Origin of the sequence: Cellulomonas sp. URHD0024, from assembly GCF_000426185.1 — a bacterium.
Classification (GTDB): domain Bacteria; phylum Actinomycetota; class Actinomycetes; order Actinomycetales; family Cellulomonadaceae; genus Cellulomonas.
In genome coordinates this window covers 22,538-44,105 of record NZ_KE384506.1, presented here as the reverse complement: position 1 = coordinate 44,105, position 21,568 = coordinate 22,538, and the positions used below count along the sequence as shown (strand labels likewise).

The following is a 21,568-nucleotide window of genomic DNA, read 5'->3' as shown; positions in this document are numbered from 1 at the left end:
ACGCCCTCGGCACCGCGGTGCCGAGGGCGCTCGAAAGAGGCTTCTCAGACGGTGGCCAGGACGCTCTCGATGTCCTCGGCGATCATCGACTTCGGACGAGCGCCGACGCGGGAGGTCACGAGCTCGCCCCCCGCGTAGAAGTTCAGGGTCGGGATCGAGACGACGTTGTAGTCGGCCGTGACCTTGGGGTTCTCGTCGGCGTCGACCTTCACGATCTTCACCCGGCCGGCGTACTGCTCGGAGAGCTCCTCCAGGACCGGCGCAACCATGCGGCAGGGGCCGCACCAGACCGCCCAGAAGTCGACGATCACCGGGATCTCGGACTCGAGGACCTCGGACTGGAACGTGGCGTCGGTGACGACGGTCGTGCTCATGCGATCTCCTCGACGAGGCCCTCGACGGGCGGGACGGGTGCGACCAGGTCGCCCAGAGACGCCAGGAAGTGCTGGGCGTCCAGGGCGGCGGCGCAGCCGGAGCCGGCGGCGGTGATCGCCTGACGGTAGGTGTGGTCGACGAGGTCGCCACAGGCGAAGACGCCTGTCACGTTCGTGGCGGTCGAGCGACCGACGACCTGGACGTAGCCCTCGTCGTCGAGATCGACCTGACCGACCAGCAGCTCGGAGCGGGGGACGTGCCCGATCGCGACGAAGACACCGGTCGCGGGGTGCTCGACGGTCTCGCCGGTGAGCGTGTTGCGCAGGGTCACACCGGTGACCTTGGCATCGCCGTGGATGGCGACGACCTCCGAGTTCCACGCGAACTCGATCTTCGGGTCGTTCGCGGCGCGGTCGGCCATGATCTTCGAGGCCCGCAGCTGGTCGCGACGGTGGACCATCGTGACGCGCTTGCCGAACCGTGTGAGGAACGTGGCCTCCTCGACGGCGGAGTCGCCGCCGCCGACCACGAGGATCTCCTGGTCGCGGAAGAAGAACCCGTCGCAGGTGGCGCACCAGGAGACGCCCCGGCCGGACATGCGCTTCTCGTCCTCGAGCCCGAGCTCGCGGTACGCAGAACCTGTGGCGAGGATGACGGAGCGCGCGCGGAACGTGTCTCCGCCGAGCGTCTCGATGACCTTGACGTCACCGGTCAGGTCGAGCGAGGACGCGTCGTCCCACAGCACCTCGGCACCGAACTTCTCCGCCTGCTTCTGCAACGACTCCATGAGTTCAGGGCCTTGGATCCCGTCCGGGAAGCCCGGGAAGTTCTCGACCTCGGTGGTGTTCATGAGCGCGCCACCGGCGGTGACCGAACCGGCGATGACCAGCGGGGCGAGTCCTGCACGCGCGGCGTAGATCGCGGCTGTGTAGCCGGCGGGGCCCGACCCGACGATGACGAGGTCGCGCACGGAGTCGGGCGCGGAGGTGCTCTGGTCGGTCACGATGTGGGTCCTTGCGGGTCGGCTGGTGAGGCTCTCGGGCTCAACAGATCCTAGGCGCCAGATGTTCCGCCGACATCACCGGGTACCGCCTGCTCGAGCGCGCTCAGGACAGCGAGATCTCGGCCAGCTCGAGCCGGAAGGAACCGTCGGCGGTGGTCGGCAGCTGTGTGATCCACAGGACGAGGGACTGCGTGTCCGGCGGCGGGACGAGCCCGAAGGTGACCTCCGCGCCGAAGGCTCCGGACGCGAGCACCGGTCCGTCGGTGGGGTGCGCGGCGTCGGTGGCCCGGATCTCGACCTGGCCGCCTGTGCTGTTGGAGTGCAGGGTGACCGTGTTGACGGTGGTCTTGGTGGTCAGCGTGATCGCGTAGCCCACGGCCGGCTTGAAACCTGCGAAGTCGGCGCTCTTGTAGGTCTGGGTGTACCACCACGTCGTCGCGTCACCGTCGTACGCCTTGGCGACGTCCTCCTGGTGCTCACCGTCGGTGTCGGAGGGGTCGATCGTCGTCGCTGAGGCGATCACCGGCGGCCCGCCGGCGGCAGGTGCGGCCGGGGTGGCGGGTGCGACGGCCCCGGGTGTCGACGCCGGCGCCGACGCGCTCGACGACGGCGTGGACTTGTCGTCCGAGGAGGGCGACCGCGGGTCGAATCCCGAGAAGAGGATCTTGATGGCGATGATGACACCGACGATCACCGCGATCACGACGATCGTCAGCACCAACGCCGTGGGGTCGAAGCGACGCGCGACGATGGGGATGTCCCGCGTCGCGGCGCCCATCACCTCGTCGAAGTCCGCGGCTGCGGTCGCCTGAGCGACCGGACGACGCGACACCGTCGGGGCGGCCCCCGCGGGAGCGACGGAGGCGGGCGGGTACGCCGTGCTGCCAGCCCGTGGAACGGGCGGCGCGGTGGCCGGCGGGACTGCCGCAGCGGCGGCCGCAGCCGCTGCAGCGGCCGACGCCTCGGCAGACGGTGGCGGGCCGCTGAGCGTGCTCCCCTTGGCGGGGATCGCCGGCGGAGGGGTACCGGGCAGGTTGGCACCCGGCGGCTGCTCCTCCTGGACCCGGAACGCGGACCGCACGGACTGCCGCTGCACGACGACCGGAGCGACCGCGGCAGCCGCGACGGCCGCTGCTGACGGACCGACCTCGGGTGCGGCGTCGCCGGTCGGTGGGAACTGCGGCACGGCAGCGGCCGCGACGCCTTCGGCGAGACCCGATGCACGGATCTCGCCCCACGGCTCGAGCTCACGCACGAGCTCGCCGGGACTGTGCGGTCCGTCGTCGTTCGGGCCGAGCGTCACCGCACACAGCGTGTCGAGGTCGTTCGGCACCGTCGGCACGAGCTGGGCAGGCGGGACCGGCGCACCGTCCACGACCGGGGCCGGCGGCAGGGTGCCGCCGCCGGTAGGCAGCAAGGAGCCGGGGTCGCCGGGCCAGTGCCCGGTCAGGGCGGCGTACAGGAGGCGGACGAGGCCGACGGCGTCGGCTCGCGTGGTCGAGCGGGCGTCGCCACCGACATCGCCGAGTAGGGCGGCATCGAGCGCGAGCCCACCGACGAGCACTCGGCCGTCGGGGCTCACGTGCACGACCGAAGGTCGAAGGGCGAGGTGGTGGACGCCCCGGCGGCGAGCCACCTCGAGCGCTGCAGCGGCCTCCCCGATGACGGCTCGCGCCTGCTCGGCCGTCAGGGGTGCGCGCGAGGCGAGCTCGGCGAGGGACGGGCCGACGAGCTGCTCGGAGACCACGTAGCCGTACCCGTCGTGCGAGCCGACGTCGAGCACGCGCACGAGCCGGGGATCCGCGACGAGCGCAGCGCGACGGGCGGCGTCGAGGGCGGGTGCGACGGCACCGGACTCGAGCACGCGGACGCGGACCGGCCGGTCGAGGATCTGGTCGGTGGCCTGCCAGGCGCTCGCGCCCTGGAGATCGGAGTCGACGGAGGACAGCACGCGGTACCGTCCCGCGAGCACCGTGCCACGACCGACGACCTCGCTCACCAGCACCTCCGTTCGACGAGCTCGAGGACCACGGATCGAACAATGGTCACGGGCAGAACTCCTGCATGCTAGCGGCGTCGGCCGGGAAGCCTCCGCAGAACGGGTTGCAGCAGCCCGTCGAGCTCTCGCACCCGGAGCACCCGCAGCGCACCGACGTACACCAGCGCCATCAGGGTGCCGACGACCGCGCACTCGGTCACGGCGCCGACGAACCGGTCGGGCAGAACCTGCGCGAGCACGAAGAGCACCGGCATCCCGACCGCCGCGGACACCAGGGCGGCCAGACCAGCCCGCGCGTGCACCCGCAGGACGCGCGGGCCGTCGAGCGAGCCGACCCGTCGACGCAGCAGGATCTGCGCGTAGACCATGCCCACGACGTACGACACGCTCATCGACACCCCGATGCCGACCACCCAGTGCGTCGGGGACAGGACCGCCTTCGACGCGAACGCTCCGCTGACGACCACGGCGGCCATGACGATCTGCACGGGCAGCATCGACCGCGCATCCTCGTAGGCGTAGAACACCCGCTGGTAGATCGACCAGACGCCGAACGCGGGCAGGCCGAGGACCATCGCGAAGGTGACAGGCGCGACAGCGTGCGCCGACTGTGCCGCTGCGGTGAAGAGCAGGACGCGGGTCAGGGGAAGGGCCAGGACGGCGATCGCCACGGTCGCGAACACGGTGAACACGCCGACGGTCCGCAGGCTGTAGGAGATGTTGCTCCGGACGCCGGCGGTGTCGTTGTCGTGCGCGTGCCCGGACAGGCGCGTGAACATGGCGGTGGCCAGGGACACGGTGACCAACGAGTGCGGCAGCATGAAGATGAGGAACGCCATGGTGTAGGCGGCCAGGCCGGCAACGGATCCCTTGGGCGCTCCGAGGGCTACGGCGGCGTTCGGTGCCGAAGTGGACACGTTGGACGAGGCGAGGTAGCCGAGCTGCCCGATGCTCAGACCGGCGAGCGTCCAGGTGGCGACCCGGCCGGCGACGCCGAGACCCGAACCGCGCAGTCCCCACCGGGGGCGGTACCGGACGCCGGCACGGCGCAGTGCGGGAAGGAGAACGGCGGCCTGCGCGACGACGCCGAGGGTCGCGGACAGGCCGAGGATCGTGGTCTCTGCCGTGGTCATCGAGGTCGCCTCGAGGACGCCGTTGTGCTTGACCCCACGGAACAGCACGACGAACAAGGCGAACCCGGCGATCGAGACGACGTTGTTGACGACGGGTGCCCACATGTACGGCCCGAAGGACCCGCGCGCGTTCAGCACCTGGCCCAGCAGGCCGTAGGCGCCGTAGAAGAACATCTGCGGGATGCACCAGAACGCGAACGTGATGGCCAGCTGGGTCTGCGCGTGGTTGTCGAAGTTGGCGTAGAGGCCCACGAGGATCGGCGCGGCGAGCGTCAGGAGCAGGGTGATCGCCGCGAGCGACAGAAAGCCGATGGTGAGCAGGCGGTCGACGTACTCCTGGCCGGCGTTGCGCTTGTAGGCACGCACGACCTGCGGCACCAGGATGGCGTTCAGCACGCCGCCGATGAGCAGCATGTACAGGATGTTCGGGAGCTGGTTGGCCACCGCGAAGGCGTCGGCGACCTGCGTCGTGCCGCCGATGGCCGCCGCCAGCACCATGACCCGCACGAACCCGAGGACGCGTGAGGTGGCGGTGCCCGAGGCCATCAGGGCAGCCCCGCGGCGAATGCCGCCGGCGGTGTCGTCGGTCACGAGTCGGGCTCGCTGGGCACGGGCTCCTGCGTCTCCACGCCCGTCTCGCCGGGCTGCGGCGTCCGAGCCGGATCCTCCACGTCGACGCGGCTGCCTCGTCGCGAGCTCTGACCGCGGCGGATCGTGCGGGCGATGCCGAGGATCAGTCCGATGGCCAGCAGGCCACCGACGATCTTGGTGCCCACGCTCTCGATCGTGGGCGCCACGCGAGCGACGAAGGAGACGGGCTCCGACACCGGAGTGCCGTCGGCCGAGGTCAGTCGTGCGACGACCGTGACCTCGCAGTTGGCGCGGGCGTTCAGCGTGACGGGGACGACCGTGTTCCGCTTCGCGGCGACGGACACCGGCGGAACGTCCTCCGCCGCGAGGCACGGCTTGCGAGGCTGGACCGTGAGGTGCACCGTGACCGGCACGGTCAGGTCGTTGAAGACCGTCATCCGGATGACCCCCGTGGAGCTGATGACGGCCAGGTCGCTCAGCGCCGCGATCGACAGCCCGCTGGCGCGCTGGCTGACGTCGGCGAGGACGCGGGCCACCAGGTCCGTGCGTTGGCCGGGTACGGGGCGCCAGGCGACGGCCAGCGGCGCCACGACCTCGGCGTCCACGCCCACGAGCAGCCGGTCCGGCTCGTCGGTGACGGTGGCGAAGGCGATGGCCCGGTCCCGGGCGGCCGCCAGGGCGCGGACCGTGTCGGGCGCGAGCTCGGCGGGGTCGGCGGCGCTCGCGGGAACCGACCCCTTTCCCGCGGCGGTGTCGCCGAGCAGGGACGACGGGTCGGTGAGGTGCACCCAGGGCGCGTCGTCGAGCGCGGTGAGCAGCGCGGCGACCGAGGGGCCGTCCGGCGACCAGCTGCGGTCCGCGGTCATCAGCAGACGGGGTTGGTCCGACGACGTCTCCCGGGTCACCACCGCGAGCTCGCTGAGCGCACGCTGCACGGTCGTCGCGGGCGTCGCCTGGGGATCGACCGACGTCGGGTCGGTCATCAGCGCGCTGAGGCGGCTGTCCGGCACGAGCGCGTGCACCGTGCCGGCTGGGGTGCGCACGGCTGTCCGGGCCTGCGGCGTCCGCCCGTTCTTGGGCCGGTCCACGTCCACGGCGCCGGGCGCGACGACGACCGCAGGCTCACCGACCTGCGCGGTGACGCCGAGGGTGGTCTGGTCGGTGGCGCCGCCCGACGGCGTCCACAGCACGCCCGGGCCGGAGGCGTCCGTGGCGGCCGACGCGTCGACCGCGAGCTTGACCAGGCCGGACTGTCCCGCGTGACCGGCGGCGCCGACATCCGGGTCCGACCAGGGCAGAGTCAGGACGTCGTGATGGACGAGGTCCGCGTCGAGGGCGGAACCCCAGGCCTGCGCCCGGGTGCTGCCGGTCGCCGCCTGGGCGAGCAGGGCGGGGTCGACCGCGACGCCGATCCGGGGGTTCGCCGCCAACGTCGTCGCCAGGTCGTCGAGCCGTCCCCCGTGCGCCACGAGCCGGTCGAGCGCGTTCTGGTCCGGGTTCAGGGGGTCAGCACCCGGCCCGACGACCGGGACCAGGACCGAGACCGGTGTCCGCTCGAGCTTGGCGTCGTCGGTCAACCAGAGCAGGAAGGTGCGTTCGAGTCCGACGCGCCTGCGCCCTGCCGTCACCTCGACCGAGATTCCGCGCGGCCCCCAGGTGTCCGGGAGGTTCTTCAGCCTGAGGTCCTTCGCGGGCACGTTCAGCTCGACCGGCGCGGACTGACCCGGAGCGAGGGGCCCCGGTAGCGCTACCGAGGTGACCTGGGGGCACGGGCGGTTCGACGCGCACGTGGTCGACGACACCCAGGCCTCGAGGTCGTCGCGGGTGCTCACCGTGAAACGGCTGAGCCGCACGGTCGCGACCGGCTCGTCGATCACCTCGGTGCTCGTGTTGGTCACCGTCGCCCGGACGGTGAGGGGATCGCCGGGACGCACCACGACGGGCGAGATCTCGTCGACGTGGACGGCCACCGGGTACGTGTCCTCGTCGGCGGCCTGAGCCGGGGTGCCGGCCGGGAGTGCAGCGCCCAGCGCCAGGGCCACGCAGAGCACCCGGCGCAGCGTCGTGCGCGCGCTCATGCCTCGTCGACGAGGAGCAGAAGGGCCGCCTCGGCGAGTCGACGCTCGTTCGGGTAGGCCAGGACACCGTTCAGCTCGGTGACCGGGACCCACGCGGCCTCCTCGGCCTCGCTGTCCGGGTCGCCCTCGACCGACAGCTCGCCGCCGACCGCGCCGAGCAGGAAGTGGTGCACCACCTTGTGCACGCGGCGGTCGTCGCCGCTGAACCAGTAGTCGATGACGCCGAGCCGTCCGACGACCTCACCGACGATGCCGGTCTCCTCGGCGATCTCCCGGATCGCGGCCTCCTCGGGCGTCTCCTCGCCCTCGAGGTGCCCCTTGGGCAGACACCACTCGAGGCGACCGGCGCGGTTGCGGCGGGCGATGACGGCGGCGTGGTCGACCCCGTCCCGCTTGCTCACGACGATCCCCCCGGCGGACGTCTCGTCGACCACCGGAAGCGGGGGCGACGGCGGCTTGGCGGCGGTCAGATGGGGGTCGATCCGCAGCGCGTGGCCACCCGGCGGCGCAGGTACGCCCCCGGGCAACGATGGGCGCGCCGGGCTCGACATCCCGCCACTGTAACGACTCGGCGGCCGTGCGAAGGCCTTCCGGCGCGTGGGACCGGCCGCCGCGTCTGGCAGGCTTGGACGAGTGCCCGTCGAACAGCCCGATCCGTCTGCCCTTGCCGCTCTGCGCCGTCGCGCCCTCGGCGTCCTGAGCAGCCTCCCGCCCGACGCGCTCGAGCTCGGCGAGATCTTCAAGGCCGCCGGGCACGAGCTCGCACTGGTCGGTGGACCGGTGCGGGACGCGTTCCTCGGGCGGGCGTCGGCGGACCTCGACTTCACGACGTCGGCGTCGCCCGACCAGACGCTCGCGCTGCTCGCCCGCTGGGGTGATGCGCACTGGGACATCGGCAAGGAGTTCGGCACGATCGGCGCGCGACGGTTCGCTGGGCGCCGCTCGTCACAGGCCGAAGACGTCGTCGTCGAGGTCACCACCTACCGCACCGACGAGTACGACCCGACGAGCCGCAAGCCCGTGGTGGCCTTCGGCGACTCGCTGGAGGGCGATCTCTCCCGCCGCGACTTCACGGTCAACTCGATGGCGGTCAGGCTGCCGGAGCTGACGTTCGTCGACCCGTTCGACGGGCTGACCGACCTCGCGGCGGGCATCCTCACGACACCCGTCGACCCGCGGCAGTCCTTCGACGACGATCCCTTGCGCATGATGCGCGCTGCGCGGTTCGCCGCGCAGCTGGGCTTTGCCGTGGACGCGGCCGCGCGCACGGCGATCGTCGACATGGCGGACCGCATCGCGATCGTCAGCGCCGAGCGGGTGCGCGACGAGCTGAGCAAGCTGCTGGTCTCGTCGTCCCCCCGGGACGGCCTGCAGGTCCTCGTCGAGACGGGCCTGGCCGACCATGTGCTGCCGGAGCTGCCGGCGCTGCGCCTCGAGATCGACGAGCACCACCGCCACAAGGACGTCTACGAGCACTCGCTGACCGTCCTGGACAAGGCGATCGCCCTGGAGACCGGCCCGGACGGCCCGGTTCCCGGTCCGGACCTGGTGCTGCGCCTGGCCGCCCTGCTGCACGACATCGGCAAGCCGCGGACGCGCCGGTTCGAGGAGGGCGGCGGCGTGAGCTTCCACCACCACGAGATGGTCGGCGCGAAGCTCGTCGCGAAGCGCCTGAAGGAGCTGCGGTTCGACAAGGCGACCGTGAGCGCGGTCGCCCGACTCACCGAGCTGCACCTGCGGTTCCACGGGTACGGCGAGGGTGCGTGGACGGACTCGGCCGTGCGCCGCTACATCACCGACGCCGGACCGCTGCTCGAGCGGCTCCACCGGCTGACCCGGTCGGACTGCACCACGCGGAACCTGCGCAAGGCGGCCCGGCTCTCCGCGGCGTACGACGACCTGGAGCACCGGATCGCCGCGCTGCAGGAGCAGGAGGAGCTCGACGCGATCCGCCCGGACCTGGACGGGACGCAGATCATGGCGATCCTGGATCTCCAGCCCGGCCGCGAGGTCGGTGAGGCGTACAAGTTCCTGCTCGAGCTGCGGATGGAACGGGGCCCGCTAGGTCCGGACGCCGCACGCGAGGAGCTCCTCGCGTGGTGGGCTACTCGCCCCTGACCACCAGCAGGCACACGTCGTCCTCCTGGTGGGTGCCGACGAGAGTCGCGACGAGGCGGTCGCGGATCGCCGCCGCGGACGACCCGTCGGGTGTGCCGGCGAGCTCGGCGGACAGGTCGGTGATGCCGTCGCGCAGGCCGCGGTCACGGCGTTCGACGAGGCCGTCGGTGTACAGGACGAGGACGGCACCGGGCGGCACGTCGATCGACGCCTCGACCCCACCCGGCCCGGCGAGCCCCACAGGTGTGGACAGGCCGCCGTCGAGCGGGACCACCGAGCCGCCTGGGAGTCGGAGCAGGGGCGGCGGGTGGCCTGCCCGGGCATAGCTGATATCCGCTCCGCCGTCGTCGCGGGTCGACCACCGCAGGTAGACGCACGTGGCGATGTCCGCGATGTCGAGCCCGCGGACCAGCTCGTCTGCGCGAGACAGGACCTCCGCCGGCGACGAGCCCTCCCACGCGTAGGACCGCAGCAGGGAGCGCAGCTGGCCCATCGACGCGGCGGCTCGCAGGTCGTGACCGACCACGTCGCCGACGGCCAGGCCGACGGTCCCGTCGGGCAGCGGTAGCACGTCGAACCAGTCGCCTCCCACCTGCGCGCGGCGCGCCGAAGGGACGTACGCCGTGGCGACGTCCAGGCCGGGGATGGCGGTGATCGTGGGCAGGAGGCTCTGCTGCAGGGTGAGGGCGGCGGACCGCTCCGCCACGAGGAGCCGCACGTTGTCCAGCGCGAGACCTGCCCGCCGCCCGAGGTGCGCGGCGGTGACGACGGCGTCCGGGCTGAACTCGTCGGCGTGCACCAGGCAGAGCACGCCGATCACCCGGTCGCGGGCCCGCAGGGGCACGAGCATCGCCGACCGCAGCCCCAACTGCTGCATGATCTCCAGCTGTACCGAGGTCATGCGACTGGGCAGGTTGGGGAGGTCGACGAGGTACGGCCGCGCGACGAACCCGGGAGCGCTGCGCAGGGCCTCCAGCACCTTCGGCGCCCGGGACAGCCATCCGAGGTCCTCCTCGGCCAGCCCTTGCGCGAGCCCGCGGAGGGTGGGGTCGCCGGTCACCATGTGCACGCGGGAGAACCGTCCGCGCTCGTCGGTCATCGCGACGAAGCCCCAGGTCGCCAGTGCGGGGATCGCGATGTCGCCGAGGGCGTCGACGGCCGCGTCGTAGTCGAGGATGCGTGTCAGCTCGTCGCTGACGCGTGCCAGCAGGTCCAGCCGTGCGGCGGCCTGCTCGTCGAGGTTGGGCTCGAGCTCACGCGCGCGCTCGGTGGGGAGCTTCGTGCTGAGGAGCGCCTGCACGCCGATGAAGTGGGTGGTCGTGCCGGTCTCGTCGGCCACCGGGCTGATCACGACCTGGTTCCAGAACGACGAGCCGTCCCGGCGGTAGTTGCGGATGACCGTGGCGATCGTGCGGCGCTCGTCGAGCGCGGTCCGGATGCGCGCGACCTCGTTGGGATCCGTGTCCGCGCCCTGCAGGAACCGGCAGTTGCGGCCCAGCACCTCGTCCTCGGGGTAGCCGGTCAGCCGCGTGAACGCCGCGTTGACCCAGACCAGCGGTGTGTCTGGCGCGCCGGCGTCGGCGATGCTCAGCGCGAGGTCGCTGTCCAGGACGGCGCGCAGCGGCAGCTCGTCGCTCACGCCGTGACTGGTTCCTGTGCGACCGCCTTGGAACCGACACCCCGCGACGCGAGACCAAAAGCGAGGGCACCCGCCGCGTACCCGCCGGCCAGGATGACGAAGAGCCTCTGCGAGTAGCCGGTGTCCGGCAGCGTCAGCGCGCCGAGCGCCGCGGCGCCGACGAAGGCCGCGTTGTAGAGGACGTCGTAGAGCGCGAACGCCCGGCCGCGGTAGATGTCGTCGGTGTCCCGCTGGACGATCGTGTCGACCGCGATCTTCGCGCCCTGCGCCGCGAGGCCGAGCAGGAAGGCCGCGACGAGCACGACCACGCGGGACGGGCTCGTGGCGAGCAGGAGCTGGCTGGCCGCGGCCAGCACCAGGCACAGGACGATCCAGACCTGCGGTCCGGTGCGCCGCGCGACCACGGGCGTGATGATGACCGAGAGGAAGAACCCGAGGGCCGAGGCGCCCAGGATCGTCGCGAACGTCTTGAGACCGTCGCTCGTGTTCGCCGGGTCGCTCAGCAGGTTGCGCGCGATGAGGATGCTCGCGATGAACGTCACGCCGTAGAGGAACCGGTGCACGGCCATGATGGCCAGAGCCCGCGCCGGCGTGCGCCGCGCGATCAGGTACTTCGCGCCGACGACGAAACCGCGGACGATCAGACCGAGCTGCGCGCGGAGCTGGGCGGCGTCCGCGCGCTCGTCGGGACCCAACCGGTCCTTGGCCAGCCGGGTGGAGAGCCATGCCGCGACCGCCATCACGCACGCGGCGACGACGAGCGCCGTCGCGTCGCGCGGGCGCCCTTCCGGGACCACGAACCCGAGCACGAGCCCGATGGCCCCACCCAGGCCGGCGGCCGCGGCCCCGAGCGTCGGGGTCAAGGAGTTGGCGGTGAGCAGCAACGGGCCGTCGACCGTGCGCGGCAGCGACGCGGACAGCGCCGACAGGAGGAACCGGTTCACCGACAGGTTGACCAGCGCCAGCACGTAGACCGCCGGCGTGACGCCTGCGGTCAGCATGATGATCGCGATCAGCCCGGTGAGCCCGACCCGCACGAGGTTGCCGACGAAGAGCACCTGCCGCCGCCGCCAACGGTCCAGCAGCACCCCGGCCCACGGCCCGACGATCGTGAACGGGAGCAGCAGGGTCGCGAACGCGATCGCGACCCCCGACGCCGTGCTCGCCTTCTCCGGGGAGAAGAAGAAGAGCGTGGCGAGGCCGACCTGGAACATGCCGTCGGCCGTCTGGCTCACGAGCCGGACGGCGAACAGCTTGCGGAAGTCCCGCAACGGCCACAAGGCCCGGAGATCGGCGATCACCTGCACGCGGACATCCTCGCACCCGACTCCCACGATTCCGGAGCCGTCGACCCGCCGACCGATCGACGGGCGAGCCTGCCCGCCGATCGGTGGAAGACAGTTCGACGTCGGCACAACCCTGCCTCGGTCTGGGATCGTTCTTCTCTCGTCGGCGCCGGTCGGGTCGCGCGGGAACCAAGGGGGATGCGTGGGTAGGTGGGAGCCGGTGCTGGAGCGGATGGTGCACGAGCGCTATCCGCAGCCGGTCGCTCGGGCGATGTTGCTGTGCACCCCTCGGCCACGCAGGTGGGGCGGGCGCTCGACGTCGACGACTACGCGTACGACGTGCAGGTCGCCGGCGACGTCGTGGTCGCCCGCGAGACACCGGCTCGGACGTGCTCGTGGCGCACAACATCGCCGCCGGCACCGACTCCGTCATGATCCCGCAGCACAGCGAGACCGGTGCCGAGTACGGCCTCGCCCAGGTCGACTGGTTCGCGGGGCTGGCCAGCTGGGTCGTCGCGACCGCGCGGTAGGGGTCGAGAAGAGCGCACCTCGCACCAACCGGACGTAGGCATGTACGCACCAAACCCAACCTTTTTGGCGCCTCGCACGTTCTCTCATGTGGAGGGTGACCAGATCAGGCGCAGGGGGCCTTGTCCGGTGAACGGCGAAGGGCGCACATCGATCAGGATGTGCGCCCTTCGACATGTCCTTGGGCCGCACGGGCGACGCCGCTTGCGCGGACTGCCCACGACCCGCCCGGGCAGTGCATCGTTCTCTTCTCAGCAGATCGACGTGGCGGCGGCATGCGGCGCCCGGGGATCGCGTCGAAGGCCATCGGCGGCTGGGGTCGGTTGGAGTTCGCGCGGGTCCCGTGACTGTCCACCCCATCCTTTTGGGGGCGCCGTTCCGTTCTTGTTGGCGACGACGGCAGTGTCCATCGACGAAGCGAGGGAAGATCCGGTGAGCGCACGATGGGAGGCGTTGCTCGAGCAGCTGGTCCGCGAGCGGTACACCCGCCTCGTCGGGCACGCGATGCTCGTGTGCGGGTCGCGCGACGATGCCCAGGACCTGGTGCAGGAGGCGCTGATCGCGACGTTCGCCGGTCGGGCGCGGTTCACGACGATCGCGCAGGCGGAGCAGTACGTGCGCCGGGCGGTGGTCACCCGGTCGATCGACGAGTCCCGTCGGCGGACCAGTGAGCGGGGTGCGGTCGCGCGCCTCGGTGCGCGGCCTGCCCCTGCGCAGGAGGTCCAGCCACCGGGACTCGGTGCGGATGTGCAGCGCGCACTGCAGACGCTCGCTCCCCGCGAGCGGGCCTGCGTGGTCCTGCGGCAGGTCGAGGACATGTCGATCCGCGACACCGCCGCGGCACTCGGCCTGAGCGAGGGTGCCGTGAAGCGGTACACGACGGACGGGACACGGCGACTCGACGCCGCGCTCGGCACGACGACGAAGAACTTGGAGTCGGTCGACGTGCGGCTGACCGACGCGACGGAGGTGCGTAATGGGCGCTGAGCTGAGCTCCTTGCTGGTCCGGGCGGCGGAGGACCTGTCGCCGACCGATGGTCTGGACGCTGTCGGACTGTCCCGTGTGGTGCGGTCGGTGCGTCGTCGGCGCGCCCGGCGCCACACGTTCGAGTCCGTCGCGGGCGTGGCCGCTGCCGGCGTGCTGGGCACGGCGGTCTGGGCGGGGGTGCGACTGGCGCCGGAGCCTCAGCCGGCGACACCGCCGGTCTCTGTCACGCCGAGCCCGAGCGTCACCCCGACCCCGAGCCCGACGCCGGCACCGACCCCGTCCAGCACGCCGTCGGCGACGGCGACCAGCACCCCGCCCGTGACGCAGTCGTACCCTCCTGTGCCGCCGTCGTTCGGCCAGCCCACGTCGGAACCGGTCACCGACGCGCTCCTCGCCTCCGCTGGTGAGGGCTGGACGCTCGTGACCTACGCCCCGCGGTACACCGTCGACAGCGAAGAGCACGACTCGGACACGCAGGTGCTCTACCTCGTCTCCCCCAAGGGGTCCCGGTACAAGGTGCTGGAGCTCCCGTGGAACCAGGACGTGGCCGTTTTGGAGCTCGTGCACTGGAAGGCGGGCGACCATCGTGTGCTCGTGACGCTCTTCGACGGCACCTACAAGTGGCTCGACCTGCACACCGGCAAGTTCACGGGCGTCACGCGGCCGTCCGCCGACGCACGTTGGCTCGGTGTTGCGTCGACCGGGTCGACCATCTGGGAATCGGCTTCGGGCTCCGTGTTCTCGGTCACCGGCGACGGGACGGTGACCGACTTCCAGGACACGATGGACACTCGGGTGAACGGCGATGTTCTGAGTCCCGGCCGGACCTTTGCCGACATCGGGATCCCGGTCGATCTGCAGACGGGTCAGAAGCGGTTCTACTACGAGCCGCAGGGGACGTCGGGAGGGTGCACGTTCGCCGGGTGGCTCTCCGAGTCCGAGCTCGTGCTCGGCTGCACCAGCGCCAGCAGCGGCGCACGGGTCCTCTACTCGACCGTCTTCAGCACCCTCGACGCGGTCCAGGGTCAGCCTGAGCCGAAGCTGCTGTTCACCGATCCCGGACTGGCCGCGGCTGACCGTGTCGACGGCCTGCCCGACGGTCGGTGGCTGTTGACCGGCGCGACCTGGAACGGCACGTCCGGGGTGTTCGTCGTCGACGGGAGCGACGTGACCACGCTGCAGACCCCGGGCGAGTCGGGCTACGTCAGCACGAGGATCGTGGGGAACACGGTGTTCGTCGAACAGTGGCCGCAGGACGGGCCGGGCACGACGCTCACGGCGCACGACCTGAGCACGGGGCGCTCCGTCGACGTCGCCCCGTTGCCCGCTGACACGGGTGAGGCATTCGGGCTGGGGCCGATCACGTGGGTCAACGGCTTCATCTCGTGGACGGCGGCGGCCGGGTACTGACGACGAAAGAAGGCGCGCACCCCGTCAGGGGTGCGCGCCTTCAGTGCACGTCAGCTCAGCGGTCGCGCTCGCCAGCGATGAAGGCCTCCAGCTCGGCGCGGCCGAGGGTGTCCTCCATCTGGACGGGCGGGGACTTCATGAAGTACGTCGAGGCCGACAGGATCGGGCCACCGACGCCACGGTCCTTGGCGATCTTTGCCGCGCGGAGGGCGTCGATGATGATGCCGGCCGAGTTGGGCGAGTCCCAGACCTCGAGCTTGTACTCGAGGTTCAGGGGCACCTCGCCGAACGCGCGACCCTCGAGGCGGACGTAGGCCCACTTGCGGTCGTCGAGCCAGGCGACGTAGTCCGACGGGCCGATGTGGACGTTGCGGTCCTCCTTCTTGCCGCCCAGGGGGCCGGTCAGGTTGGAGGTCACGGCCTGCGTCTTGGAGAGCTTCTTGGACTCCAGGCGCTCGCGCTCGAGCATGTTCTTGAAGTCCATGTTGCCGCCGACGTTCAGCTGGTAGGTGCGGTCCAGGACGACGCCGCGGTCCTCGAAGAGCTTCGCGAGGACGCGGTGCGTGATGGTCGCGCCGACCTGCGACTTGATGTCGTCGCCGACGATCGGGACGCCGGCGGCCTCGAACTTCGCGGCCCACTCGGGGTCGGACGCGATGAAGACGGGCAGGGCGTTGACGAACGCGACGTTGGCGTCGATGGCGCACTGCGCGTAGTACTTCGCCGCGACCTCGGAGCCGACGGGCAGGTAGCAGATGAGGACGTCGACACGGGCCTCACGCAGGGCGGCGACGATGTCGACCGGCTCGGCGTCCGACTCCTCGATGGTCTCGCGGTAGTACTTGCCCAGGCCGTCGTTGGTGTGGCCGCGCTGGACGGTCACGCCGAGCGGGGGCACGTCGGCGATCTTGATGGTGTTGTTCTCCGACGCGCCGATGGCGTCGGACAGGTCGAAGCCGACCTTCTTCGCGTCGACGTCGAACGCGGCGACGAACTCGATGTCGCGGACGTGGTAGTCGCCGAACTGCACGTGCATCAGGCCGGGCACGGTGCTGGCGGCGTCGGCGTTGGCGTAGAAGTGCACGCCCTGGACAAGCGACGCGGCGCAGTTGCCGACGCCGACGATGGCGACGCGGATGGAGGTCATCCTCGCTCCTTCTCGGTGGTTCGCGGTGGTACGACGTCGTCGTCACCAGCGGTGGTGTCAGCAACGGCCGGACGACCGGTGCCTGCAGGACGGACGCGACGTACGCCGCGCTCGTTGTCGATCAACCCGTCGAGCCAGCGGACCTCACGCTCGACCTGTTCGAGGCCGTGCCGCTGGAGCTCGAGGGTGTACTCATCCATGCGCTCGCGGGTGCGGGCGAAGGACAGGCGGATCGTCTCGAGCCTTTCGGTCAGGCGCGTGCGCCGACCCTCGAGGATCCGCAGCCGGGTCTCGGCGTCGGTCTGCGCGAAGAACGCGAACCGGACGTCGAAGTTCTCGTCCTCCCAGGTGGCCGGGCCGGACGACGCGAGGATCTCCTGGAGATGCTCTTTACCGTCGGCGGTCAGCTGGTAGACGATACGTGCGCGCTTGGACGCCACGGCATGGGGTGCGACGACGGACTCCGTGCCCTGGATCCAGCCCCGGTCGACGAGCGACTTGAGGCAGGGGTACAGCGAGCCGTACGACAGGGCCCGGAACGAGCCGAGCACAAGGTTGAGGCGCTTGCGCAGCTCGTAGCCGTGCATGGGTGCCTCGTGCAGCAGCCCGAGGATGGCCGGCTCGAGCACGTCGGAACGACCGCGCACGGGGCACCTCCTCAGACTGTTGGGTTGTCGATGTATCAACTCGATACATCCGGAGACTATGTCGAGTTGAACGATCAGGGCAAGTGACGTGGCCGCCAGGTGACGTGGGCCACCTCGGGAGCGTCCACCTGCGACGGCCGTCGGGGCAGGCCGTAGTGATCGTGTGAAGGCTGCGCCATCAGGCCCGACGTCCCAGGGTCCGCCCAGGAGGCTCCCCCATACTGGGCACCGTCGGCAGAGGCCTGCCCGGAATCACGCGGGCCTCACGTCGCCGCGACCAGCTGATCTGACGGAAGGCAACGCCTTGGCTAGCACGAACCGGAGGGCCGCGCCCGCACGGAGCAGGCGCAGTGCACCCCGTGGCTCGAAGCGCCGCACGGGTCCGAAGCAGAAGACGAAGTTCTTCGACTACCCGCGCACCGGCTATCACGGCCTCCACCGTTGGCTGCCCTCGTGGCGCGTCGTCGTCGGGACGATGCTCGGCTTCCTCTTCCTCGGCGCGGGCGTCGTCGTCGCCGCGTACGCGTTCACGGAGGTGCCGACGGCGTCGGCCGCCGACGTCAAGGCGCAGGCGACGACCGTCTACTTCGCACCGCACGACGACGGCACACCCGGCAAGGTCATGGGCACCTTCGCCGCGCAGAAGCGCACGCTCGTCGACTACGACACGCTGCCCAAGTACGTCGGCCAGGCGACGGCGGCCGCCGAGGACAAGGAGTTCTACTCCAGCCGCAGCGGCATCTCGATCAAGGGCATGGGCCGCGCGCTGATCAACAACCTCAAGGGTGGCCAGACCGAGGGAGGCTCGACCCTCACGCAGCAGTACGTCGAGCGGTACTACGTGGGCACGACGACGACGGACTACGTGGGCAAGGCCAAGGAAGCGCTCGTCGCGATCAAGATCGCCCAGACGCAGAAGAAGCCCGAGATCATGGGCAACTACCTCAACTCGATCTACTACGGCCGCGACTCCTACGGCATCCAGGCCGCCGCGAAGGCGTACTTCGGCGTCGACGCGTCCGCGCTGACCGTGGAGCAGGCCGCGCTCCTGGCCGGCATCATCCCGTCGCCCAACAACTGGGACCCGCAGGTCAGCCCGAGCAAGGCTGAGGCCCGCTGGAACATCGTCCTCGACTCGATGGTGGACAGCGGATGGCTGGACGGCGCCAAGCGCGACGCCATGGTCTTCCCGCAGACCATCCCGTACGAGCGGAGCAACACCTTCGCCGGGACGAACGGCTACCTGCTCGACATGGTCGAGACCGAGATGAAGGCTGACTACGACGTCGGCGAGGACAGGCTGTTCAAGTCCGGCTACTCGATCGTGACGACGATCAAGGAGGACATGCAGGACGCTGTCGTCGACCAGGCCAACCAGTACGCTGCCGGCACGCTCGACGGTCAGCTGGGTGCGGTGCCGAACGCGGACGTCCGTGCGTCGATCTCGACGATGGACCCGAAGACCGGCGCGATCCTGGCCCTCTACGGGGGTCCGGACTTCCTGACGGACCAGCGCAACCGTGTCAAGTACGACAAGATCCAGGCGGGGTCGACCTTCAAGCCGTTCGCGCTCACGGCCGCCCTCGAGCAGGGCGTCCCGCTGACCACGAGGTTCAGTGGCCGGAACAACATGAAGATCACCGGCTGGGACCCGAACGGGGACGATGTCGTCTCGAACTTCGGCAACGAGAACGAGCCGAACATCGACCTGATCAAGGCCACCGCGATGTCCGTCAACACCGTGTACGCCCAGCTCAACATGCAGATCGGTGCGGACAAGACGGCCGACGTCGCCGCTCGGGCGGGTGTGCCGGAGCCCGACCGGAACAACGGCAACGTGCTGGGCACCCAGACGGTCAGGCCGGTCGACATGCTCAACGCCTACGGCACCCTCGCCTCGGGCGGGACGTACCACGCCTGGCACGTCGTCGACACCGTCAAGGACTCCAAGGGGAACGTCGCGTACACGGCGGACACCGAGGGCAAGAGGGTGTTCGCGGAGGACGTCATGGCGGACGTCACCTACGCGATGCAGCAGGTGGTGCAGGACCGCAGGGGCACCGCCCACCAGTGGGTCGCGCCGCTCGACCGGCCGATCGCCGGGAAGACCGGGACGACGCAGTTCAACAAGGCGGCCTGGTTCATCGGCTTCACGCCGGACGTCGTCACCGAGGTCTCGCTGAGCCAGCAGGTCCACGAGCCCCCGCACAACGGCACGGTGTCGATGGACAAGGTGCTGGGCAAGGACGTCACCGGTGGGTCGTGGCCGGCGTTCCTGTGGCAGTCGTACATGAAGAAGGTCTTCGCGATGCCGGCCTACTCGCAGGTGGTCCCCTTCCCGGACCGCGCGAATGTCGGCAGCAAGGCGAAGCCCACCCACGCACCACCCGTGCCCTCGCAGACGGCACCTGCTCCGATCGTGACCGAGGAGGCGCCGACCCAGGTCGAGGTGCCCGGCGGTCTGGAGAACAAGCTCGAGGCCGACGCCACGGCCGCGATCGCCAAGGTCGGTCTCACGGCGAACATCTCGGCGGCGTCCTCCGACACCGTGACCGTGGGCCGCGTGATCCGGGTCGACCCCGGCGGCGGAACCATGCTCGACCGCAACGGGACCGTCACGCTCGTCATCTCGACGGGCCCCAAGGTGGCGCCGACCCCGACGCCGACTCCGACGCCGACCCCGACACCCTCCCCGACGCCGCCGGCCCCGCCCGCGGCACCCTGATCCGCTCCCGGCAGCCCGGCGCGGTGCACAGCCGATTTCGGCAGGTGCCCCGGGCCGGGTAGCCTTGGGGGCTGCTGTGCCCGCAGTGACCGCCGCCATCGGTGGGAGGTGTGGGGTGTCGTCGACTCGACGACGCGCAGCGACGCACGAGAACCCTCCTGCCACGGATCGACCGTGGCCGCTGAGACCAGAGGAGGTGGGTATGAGCCTGCGTCAGTACGAACTCATGATCATCCTTGACCCCGAGATCGAGGAGCGCACCGTTGCTCCGTCGCTCGACAAGTACCTGACGGTCGTCAAGACCGACGGTGGCACTGTCGACAAGGTCGACATCTGGGGCCGTCGTCGCCTGGCGTACGACATCCAGAAGAAGTCCGAGGGCATCTACGCCGTCATCGACTTCCACGCGACGCCTGCGACCGCCAAGGAGCTCGACCGCCAGCTCGGCCTCAACGAGGTCGTCCTGCGGACCAAGGTCCTGCGCGCCGACGCCTGATCTCTTCGTGTGGGTGGTCGCACGTAGCGTGCGACCCCACATCAACCGACTGATTCCGAACGAGCGAGGAGCTGGGCATGAGCGGTGAGACCGTCATCACGGTGATCGGGAACCTGACCGGGGATCCCGAGCTGCGCTTCACCCCCTCGGGGGCTGCGGTCGCGAACTTCACCGTCGCGTCCACCCCCCGCACGTTCGACCGCCAGAGCAACGAGTGGAAGGACGGCGACACGCTGTTCCTGCGCTGCTCCATCTGGCGGGAGGCGGCCGAGTCGGTCGCCGAGTCACTCACCAAGGGCACCCGCGTCATCGTGACCGGCCGGCTCGTGCAGCGCTCGTATGAGACCCGTGAGGGCGAGAAGCGCACCGTGTACGAGCTCCAGGTCGACGAGGTCGGCCCGTCCCTGCGCTACGCCACGGCCAAGGTCACCCGGACTCAGCGTTCGGGTGGCGGCGGCGGTGGCTTCGGCGGAGGCGGCGGTGGCGGCTACAACGGTGGCGGCAGCAGCGGTGGCTCCGGTGGCGGTGGCCAGCAGCAGGACGACCCGTGGGCGACGCCCGCTGGTGGTTCCGCCGGCTACGCCGACGAGCCCCCGTTCTGATCGGCGCTCTAGCACCCTGAACTTCCCCATCCCTGGGCACGGCAACGCCCAGGGCTCCAGCAGACAAGGAGCACCACGATGGCCAAGGCCGTGGTCCGCAAGCCAAAGAAGAAGCAGAACCCGCTCAAGGCGGCGAAGATCGACGTCGTCGACTACAAGGACACTGCGCTGCTGCGCAAGTTCATCTCCGACCGCGGGAAGATCCGCGCTCGCCGGGTGACCGGTGTGTCCGTCCAGGAGCAGCGCGCAATCGCGCGTGCCGTCAAGAACGCCCGCGAGATGGCACTCCTGCCCTACTCGTCGTCGGCACGCTGAGAAAGGAGACCATCATGGCGAAGATCATCCTGACCCACGAGGTCACCGGTCTCGGTGAGCCCGGCGACGTGGTGGACGTGAAGGACGGGTACGCCCGGAACTTCCTCCTCCCGCGCAACCTTGCGACGCCCTGGACCAAGGGCGCCGAGAAGGACGTCACCGCGATCCGCAAGGCCCGCAAGGCCCGCGAGATCGCCACGCTCGACGACGCCAAGGCGATCCGCGACTCCCTTCAGTCGAAGGCCGTCGTCGTGACTGCCAAGGCTGGGGAGTCGGGCCGCCTGTTCGGTGCCGTCACGACCGCCGAGATCGCTGACGCGGTCAAGAAGTCGGGCGCGCCGCAGATCGACAAGCGGAAGGTCGAGATCGGTCAGCCGATCAAGGCCCTCGGCGAGTACCAGGTGTCGGTCCGTCTGCACGCAGACGTCGCCGCGACGGTGACCGTCAAGGTCGTCGCAGCCTGAGCTGAGCACGCACGAAGAAGCCCG

Annotated in this window: 19 protein-coding genes; 9 read left to right on the top strand and 10 right to left on the bottom strand. The window is 70.7% G+C overall.

Annotation, left to right across the window (positions count from 1 at the left end; genetic code table 11):
- Positions 1-44: 44 nt before the first annotated feature.
- The 6 genes from trxA to I847_RS0119825 all read right to left on the bottom strand — a co-directional run bounded on the left by trxA (position 45) and on the right by I847_RS0119825 (position 7,730).
- On the bottom strand, positions 45-374 hold the full coding sequence (gene trxA, locus I847_RS0119850) for a thioredoxin (RefSeq protein WP_028051097.1): 330 nt from the start codon (positions 372-374) through the stop codon (positions 45-47).
- Positions 371-1,378: a thioredoxin-disulfide reductase gene (gene trxB, locus I847_RS0119845; protein ID WP_028051096.1), complete on the bottom strand. Its 1,008-nt coding sequence runs from the start codon at positions 1,376-1,378 to the stop codon at positions 371-373. Before trxB ends, trxA begins: the two co-directional genes overlap by 4 nt.
- Positions 1,379-1,481: 103 nt before the next feature.
- On the bottom strand, positions 1,482-3,377 hold the full coding sequence (locus I847_RS0119840; RefSeq protein ID WP_034611429.1) for a protein kinase family protein: 1,896 nt from the start codon (positions 3,375-3,377) through the stop codon (positions 1,482-1,484).
- A 68-nt stretch (positions 3,378-3,445) separates the two neighbouring features.
- The gene (gene murJ / locus I847_RS24990; RefSeq protein ID WP_034611340.1) at positions 3,446-5,101 is read right to left on the bottom strand and encodes a murein biosynthesis integral membrane protein MurJ; all 1,656 of its coding nucleotides are present in this window, start codon (positions 5,099-5,101) and stop codon (positions 3,446-3,448) included.
- Positions 5,098-7,179 carry a DUF6049 family protein gene (locus I847_RS0119830; RefSeq protein WP_028051094.1) on the bottom strand — a complete coding sequence of 694 codons (2,082 nt, stop codon included), beginning with the start codon at positions 7,177-7,179 and terminating at the stop codon, positions 5,098-5,100. Before I847_RS0119830 ends, murJ begins: the two co-directional genes overlap by 4 nt.
- Positions 7,176-7,730 carry an NUDIX hydrolase gene (locus tag I847_RS0119825; protein ID WP_081681185.1) on the bottom strand — a complete coding sequence of 185 codons (555 nt, stop codon included), beginning with the start codon at positions 7,728-7,730 and terminating at the stop codon, positions 7,176-7,178. The genes I847_RS0119830 and I847_RS0119825 overlap by 4 nt, the downstream gene beginning before the upstream one ends.
- Positions 7,731-7,812: 82 nt before the next feature.
- On the opposite strand from I847_RS0119825, the gene I847_RS0119820 reads away from it, so the two are divergent.
- Positions 7,813-9,297, top strand: coding sequence for a CCA tRNA nucleotidyltransferase (locus I847_RS0119820; protein WP_051275114.1), 1,485 nt, complete (start codon positions 7,813-7,815; stop codon positions 9,295-9,297).
- Here the strand turns inward: I847_RS0119820 and I847_RS24985 are convergent.
- A complete protein-coding gene (locus I847_RS24985; protein ID WP_034611337.1) occupies positions 9,284-10,936 on the bottom strand; it encodes a SpoIIE family protein phosphatase in 1,653 nt (550 codons plus the stop codon). The two genes, I847_RS0119820 and I847_RS24985, sit on opposite strands and share 14 nt — an antisense overlap.
- Positions 10,933-12,243, bottom strand: coding sequence for an MFS transporter (locus I847_RS0119810; RefSeq protein WP_028051091.1), 1,311 nt, complete (start codon positions 12,241-12,243; stop codon positions 10,933-10,935). Before I847_RS0119810 ends, I847_RS24985 begins: the two co-directional genes overlap by 4 nt.
- Positions 12,244-12,617: 374 nt before the next feature.
- On the opposite strand from I847_RS0119810, the gene I847_RS27590 reads away from it, so the two are divergent.
- The 3 genes from I847_RS27590 to I847_RS0119795 all read left to right on the top strand — a co-directional run bounded on the left by I847_RS27590 (position 12,618) and on the right by I847_RS0119795 (position 15,148).
- Positions 12,618-12,752 (top strand): hypothetical protein, encoded by a 135-nt coding sequence (locus I847_RS27590; protein ID WP_255346403.1) that lies wholly within the window; start codon positions 12,618-12,620, stop codon positions 12,750-12,752.
- A 430-nt stretch (positions 12,753-13,182) separates the two neighbouring features.
- Entirely contained in the window at positions 13,183-13,737 is a 555-nt protein-coding gene (locus I847_RS0119800; protein ID WP_028051090.1) for an RNA polymerase sigma factor, read from the top strand.
- Positions 13,727-15,148, top strand: coding sequence for a hypothetical protein (locus I847_RS0119795; protein WP_028051089.1), 1,422 nt, complete (start codon positions 13,727-13,729; stop codon positions 15,146-15,148). Before I847_RS0119800 ends, I847_RS0119795 begins: the two co-directional genes overlap by 11 nt.
- A gap of 55 nt (positions 15,149-15,203) precedes the next feature.
- Here I847_RS0119795 and I847_RS0119790 read toward each other — a convergent pair whose 3' ends face one another.
- On the bottom strand, positions 15,204-16,295 hold the full coding sequence (locus I847_RS0119790) for an inositol-3-phosphate synthase (protein WP_028051088.1): 1,092 nt from the start codon (positions 16,293-16,295) through the stop codon (positions 15,204-15,206).
- Positions 16,292-16,942, bottom strand: coding sequence for a PadR family transcriptional regulator (locus I847_RS0119785; RefSeq protein ID WP_028051087.1), 651 nt, complete (start codon positions 16,940-16,942; stop codon positions 16,292-16,294). The genes I847_RS0119790 and I847_RS0119785 overlap by 4 nt, the downstream gene beginning before the upstream one ends.
- Before the next feature lie 304 nt (positions 16,943-17,246).
- Here I847_RS0119785 and I847_RS0119780 point away from each other — a divergent pair, with 304 nt between their 5' ends.
- The 5 genes from I847_RS0119780 to rplI all read left to right on the top strand — a co-directional run bounded on the left by I847_RS0119780 (position 17,247) and on the right by rplI (position 21,544).
- The gene (locus I847_RS0119780) at positions 17,247-19,667 is read left to right on the top strand and encodes a transglycosylase domain-containing protein (protein WP_028051086.1); all 2,421 of its coding nucleotides are present in this window, start codon (positions 17,247-17,249) and stop codon (positions 19,665-19,667) included.
- A gap of 202 nt (positions 19,668-19,869) precedes the next feature.
- A complete protein-coding gene (gene rpsF, locus I847_RS0119775; RefSeq protein WP_034611334.1) occupies positions 19,870-20,163 on the top strand; it encodes a 30S ribosomal protein S6 in 294 nt (97 codons plus the stop codon).
- 77 nt (positions 20,164-20,240) lie between these two features.
- On the top strand, positions 20,241-20,765 hold the full coding sequence (locus I847_RS0119770; protein WP_028051085.1) for a single-stranded DNA-binding protein: 525 nt from the start codon (positions 20,241-20,243) through the stop codon (positions 20,763-20,765).
- A gap of 78 nt (positions 20,766-20,843) precedes the next feature.
- On the top strand, positions 20,844-21,080 hold the full coding sequence (gene rpsR / locus I847_RS0119765) for a 30S ribosomal protein S18 (RefSeq protein WP_028051084.1): 237 nt from the start codon (positions 20,844-20,846) through the stop codon (positions 21,078-21,080).
- 14 nt (positions 21,081-21,094) lie between these two features.
- A complete protein-coding gene (gene rplI / locus I847_RS0119760) occupies positions 21,095-21,544 on the top strand; it encodes a 50S ribosomal protein L9 (RefSeq protein ID WP_028051083.1) in 450 nt (149 codons plus the stop codon).
- Positions 21,545-21,568 lie beyond the last annotated feature (24 nt).

Excerpts from the sequence above, each read along its gene's own strand:
- I847_RS0119795 (WP_028051089.1), top strand. The coding sequence starts at position 13,727 with ATGGGCGCTGAGCTGAGCTCCTTGCTGGTCCGGGCGGCGGAGGACCTG.
- I847_RS0119825 (WP_081681185.1), bottom strand. The coding sequence starts at position 7,730 with ATGTCGAGCCCGGCGCGCCCATCGTTGCCCGGGGGCGTACCTGCGCCG.
- rplI (WP_028051083.1), top strand. The coding sequence starts at position 21,095 with ATGGCGAAGATCATCCTGACCCACGAGGTCACCGGTCTCGGTGAGCCC.
- I847_RS0119830 (WP_028051094.1), bottom strand. The coding sequence starts at position 7,179 with ATGAGCGCGCGCACGACGCTGCGCCGGGTGCTCTGCGTGGCCCTGGCG.
- I847_RS0119790 (WP_028051088.1), bottom strand. The coding sequence starts at position 16,295 with ATGACCTCCATCCGCGTCGCCATCGTCGGCGTCGGCAACTGCGCCGCG.
- trxA (WP_028051097.1), bottom strand. The coding sequence starts at position 374 with ATGAGCACGACCGTCGTCACCGACGCCACGTTCCAGTCCGAGGTCCTC.
- rpsR (WP_028051084.1), top strand. The coding sequence starts at position 20,844 with ATGGCCAAGGCCGTGGTCCGCAAGCCAAAGAAGAAGCAGAACCCGCTC.
- rpsF (WP_034611334.1), top strand. The coding sequence starts at position 19,870 with ATGAGCCTGCGTCAGTACGAACTCATGATCATCCTTGACCCCGAGATC.
- I847_RS0119770 (WP_028051085.1), top strand. The coding sequence starts at position 20,241 with ATGAGCGGTGAGACCGTCATCACGGTGATCGGGAACCTGACCGGGGAT.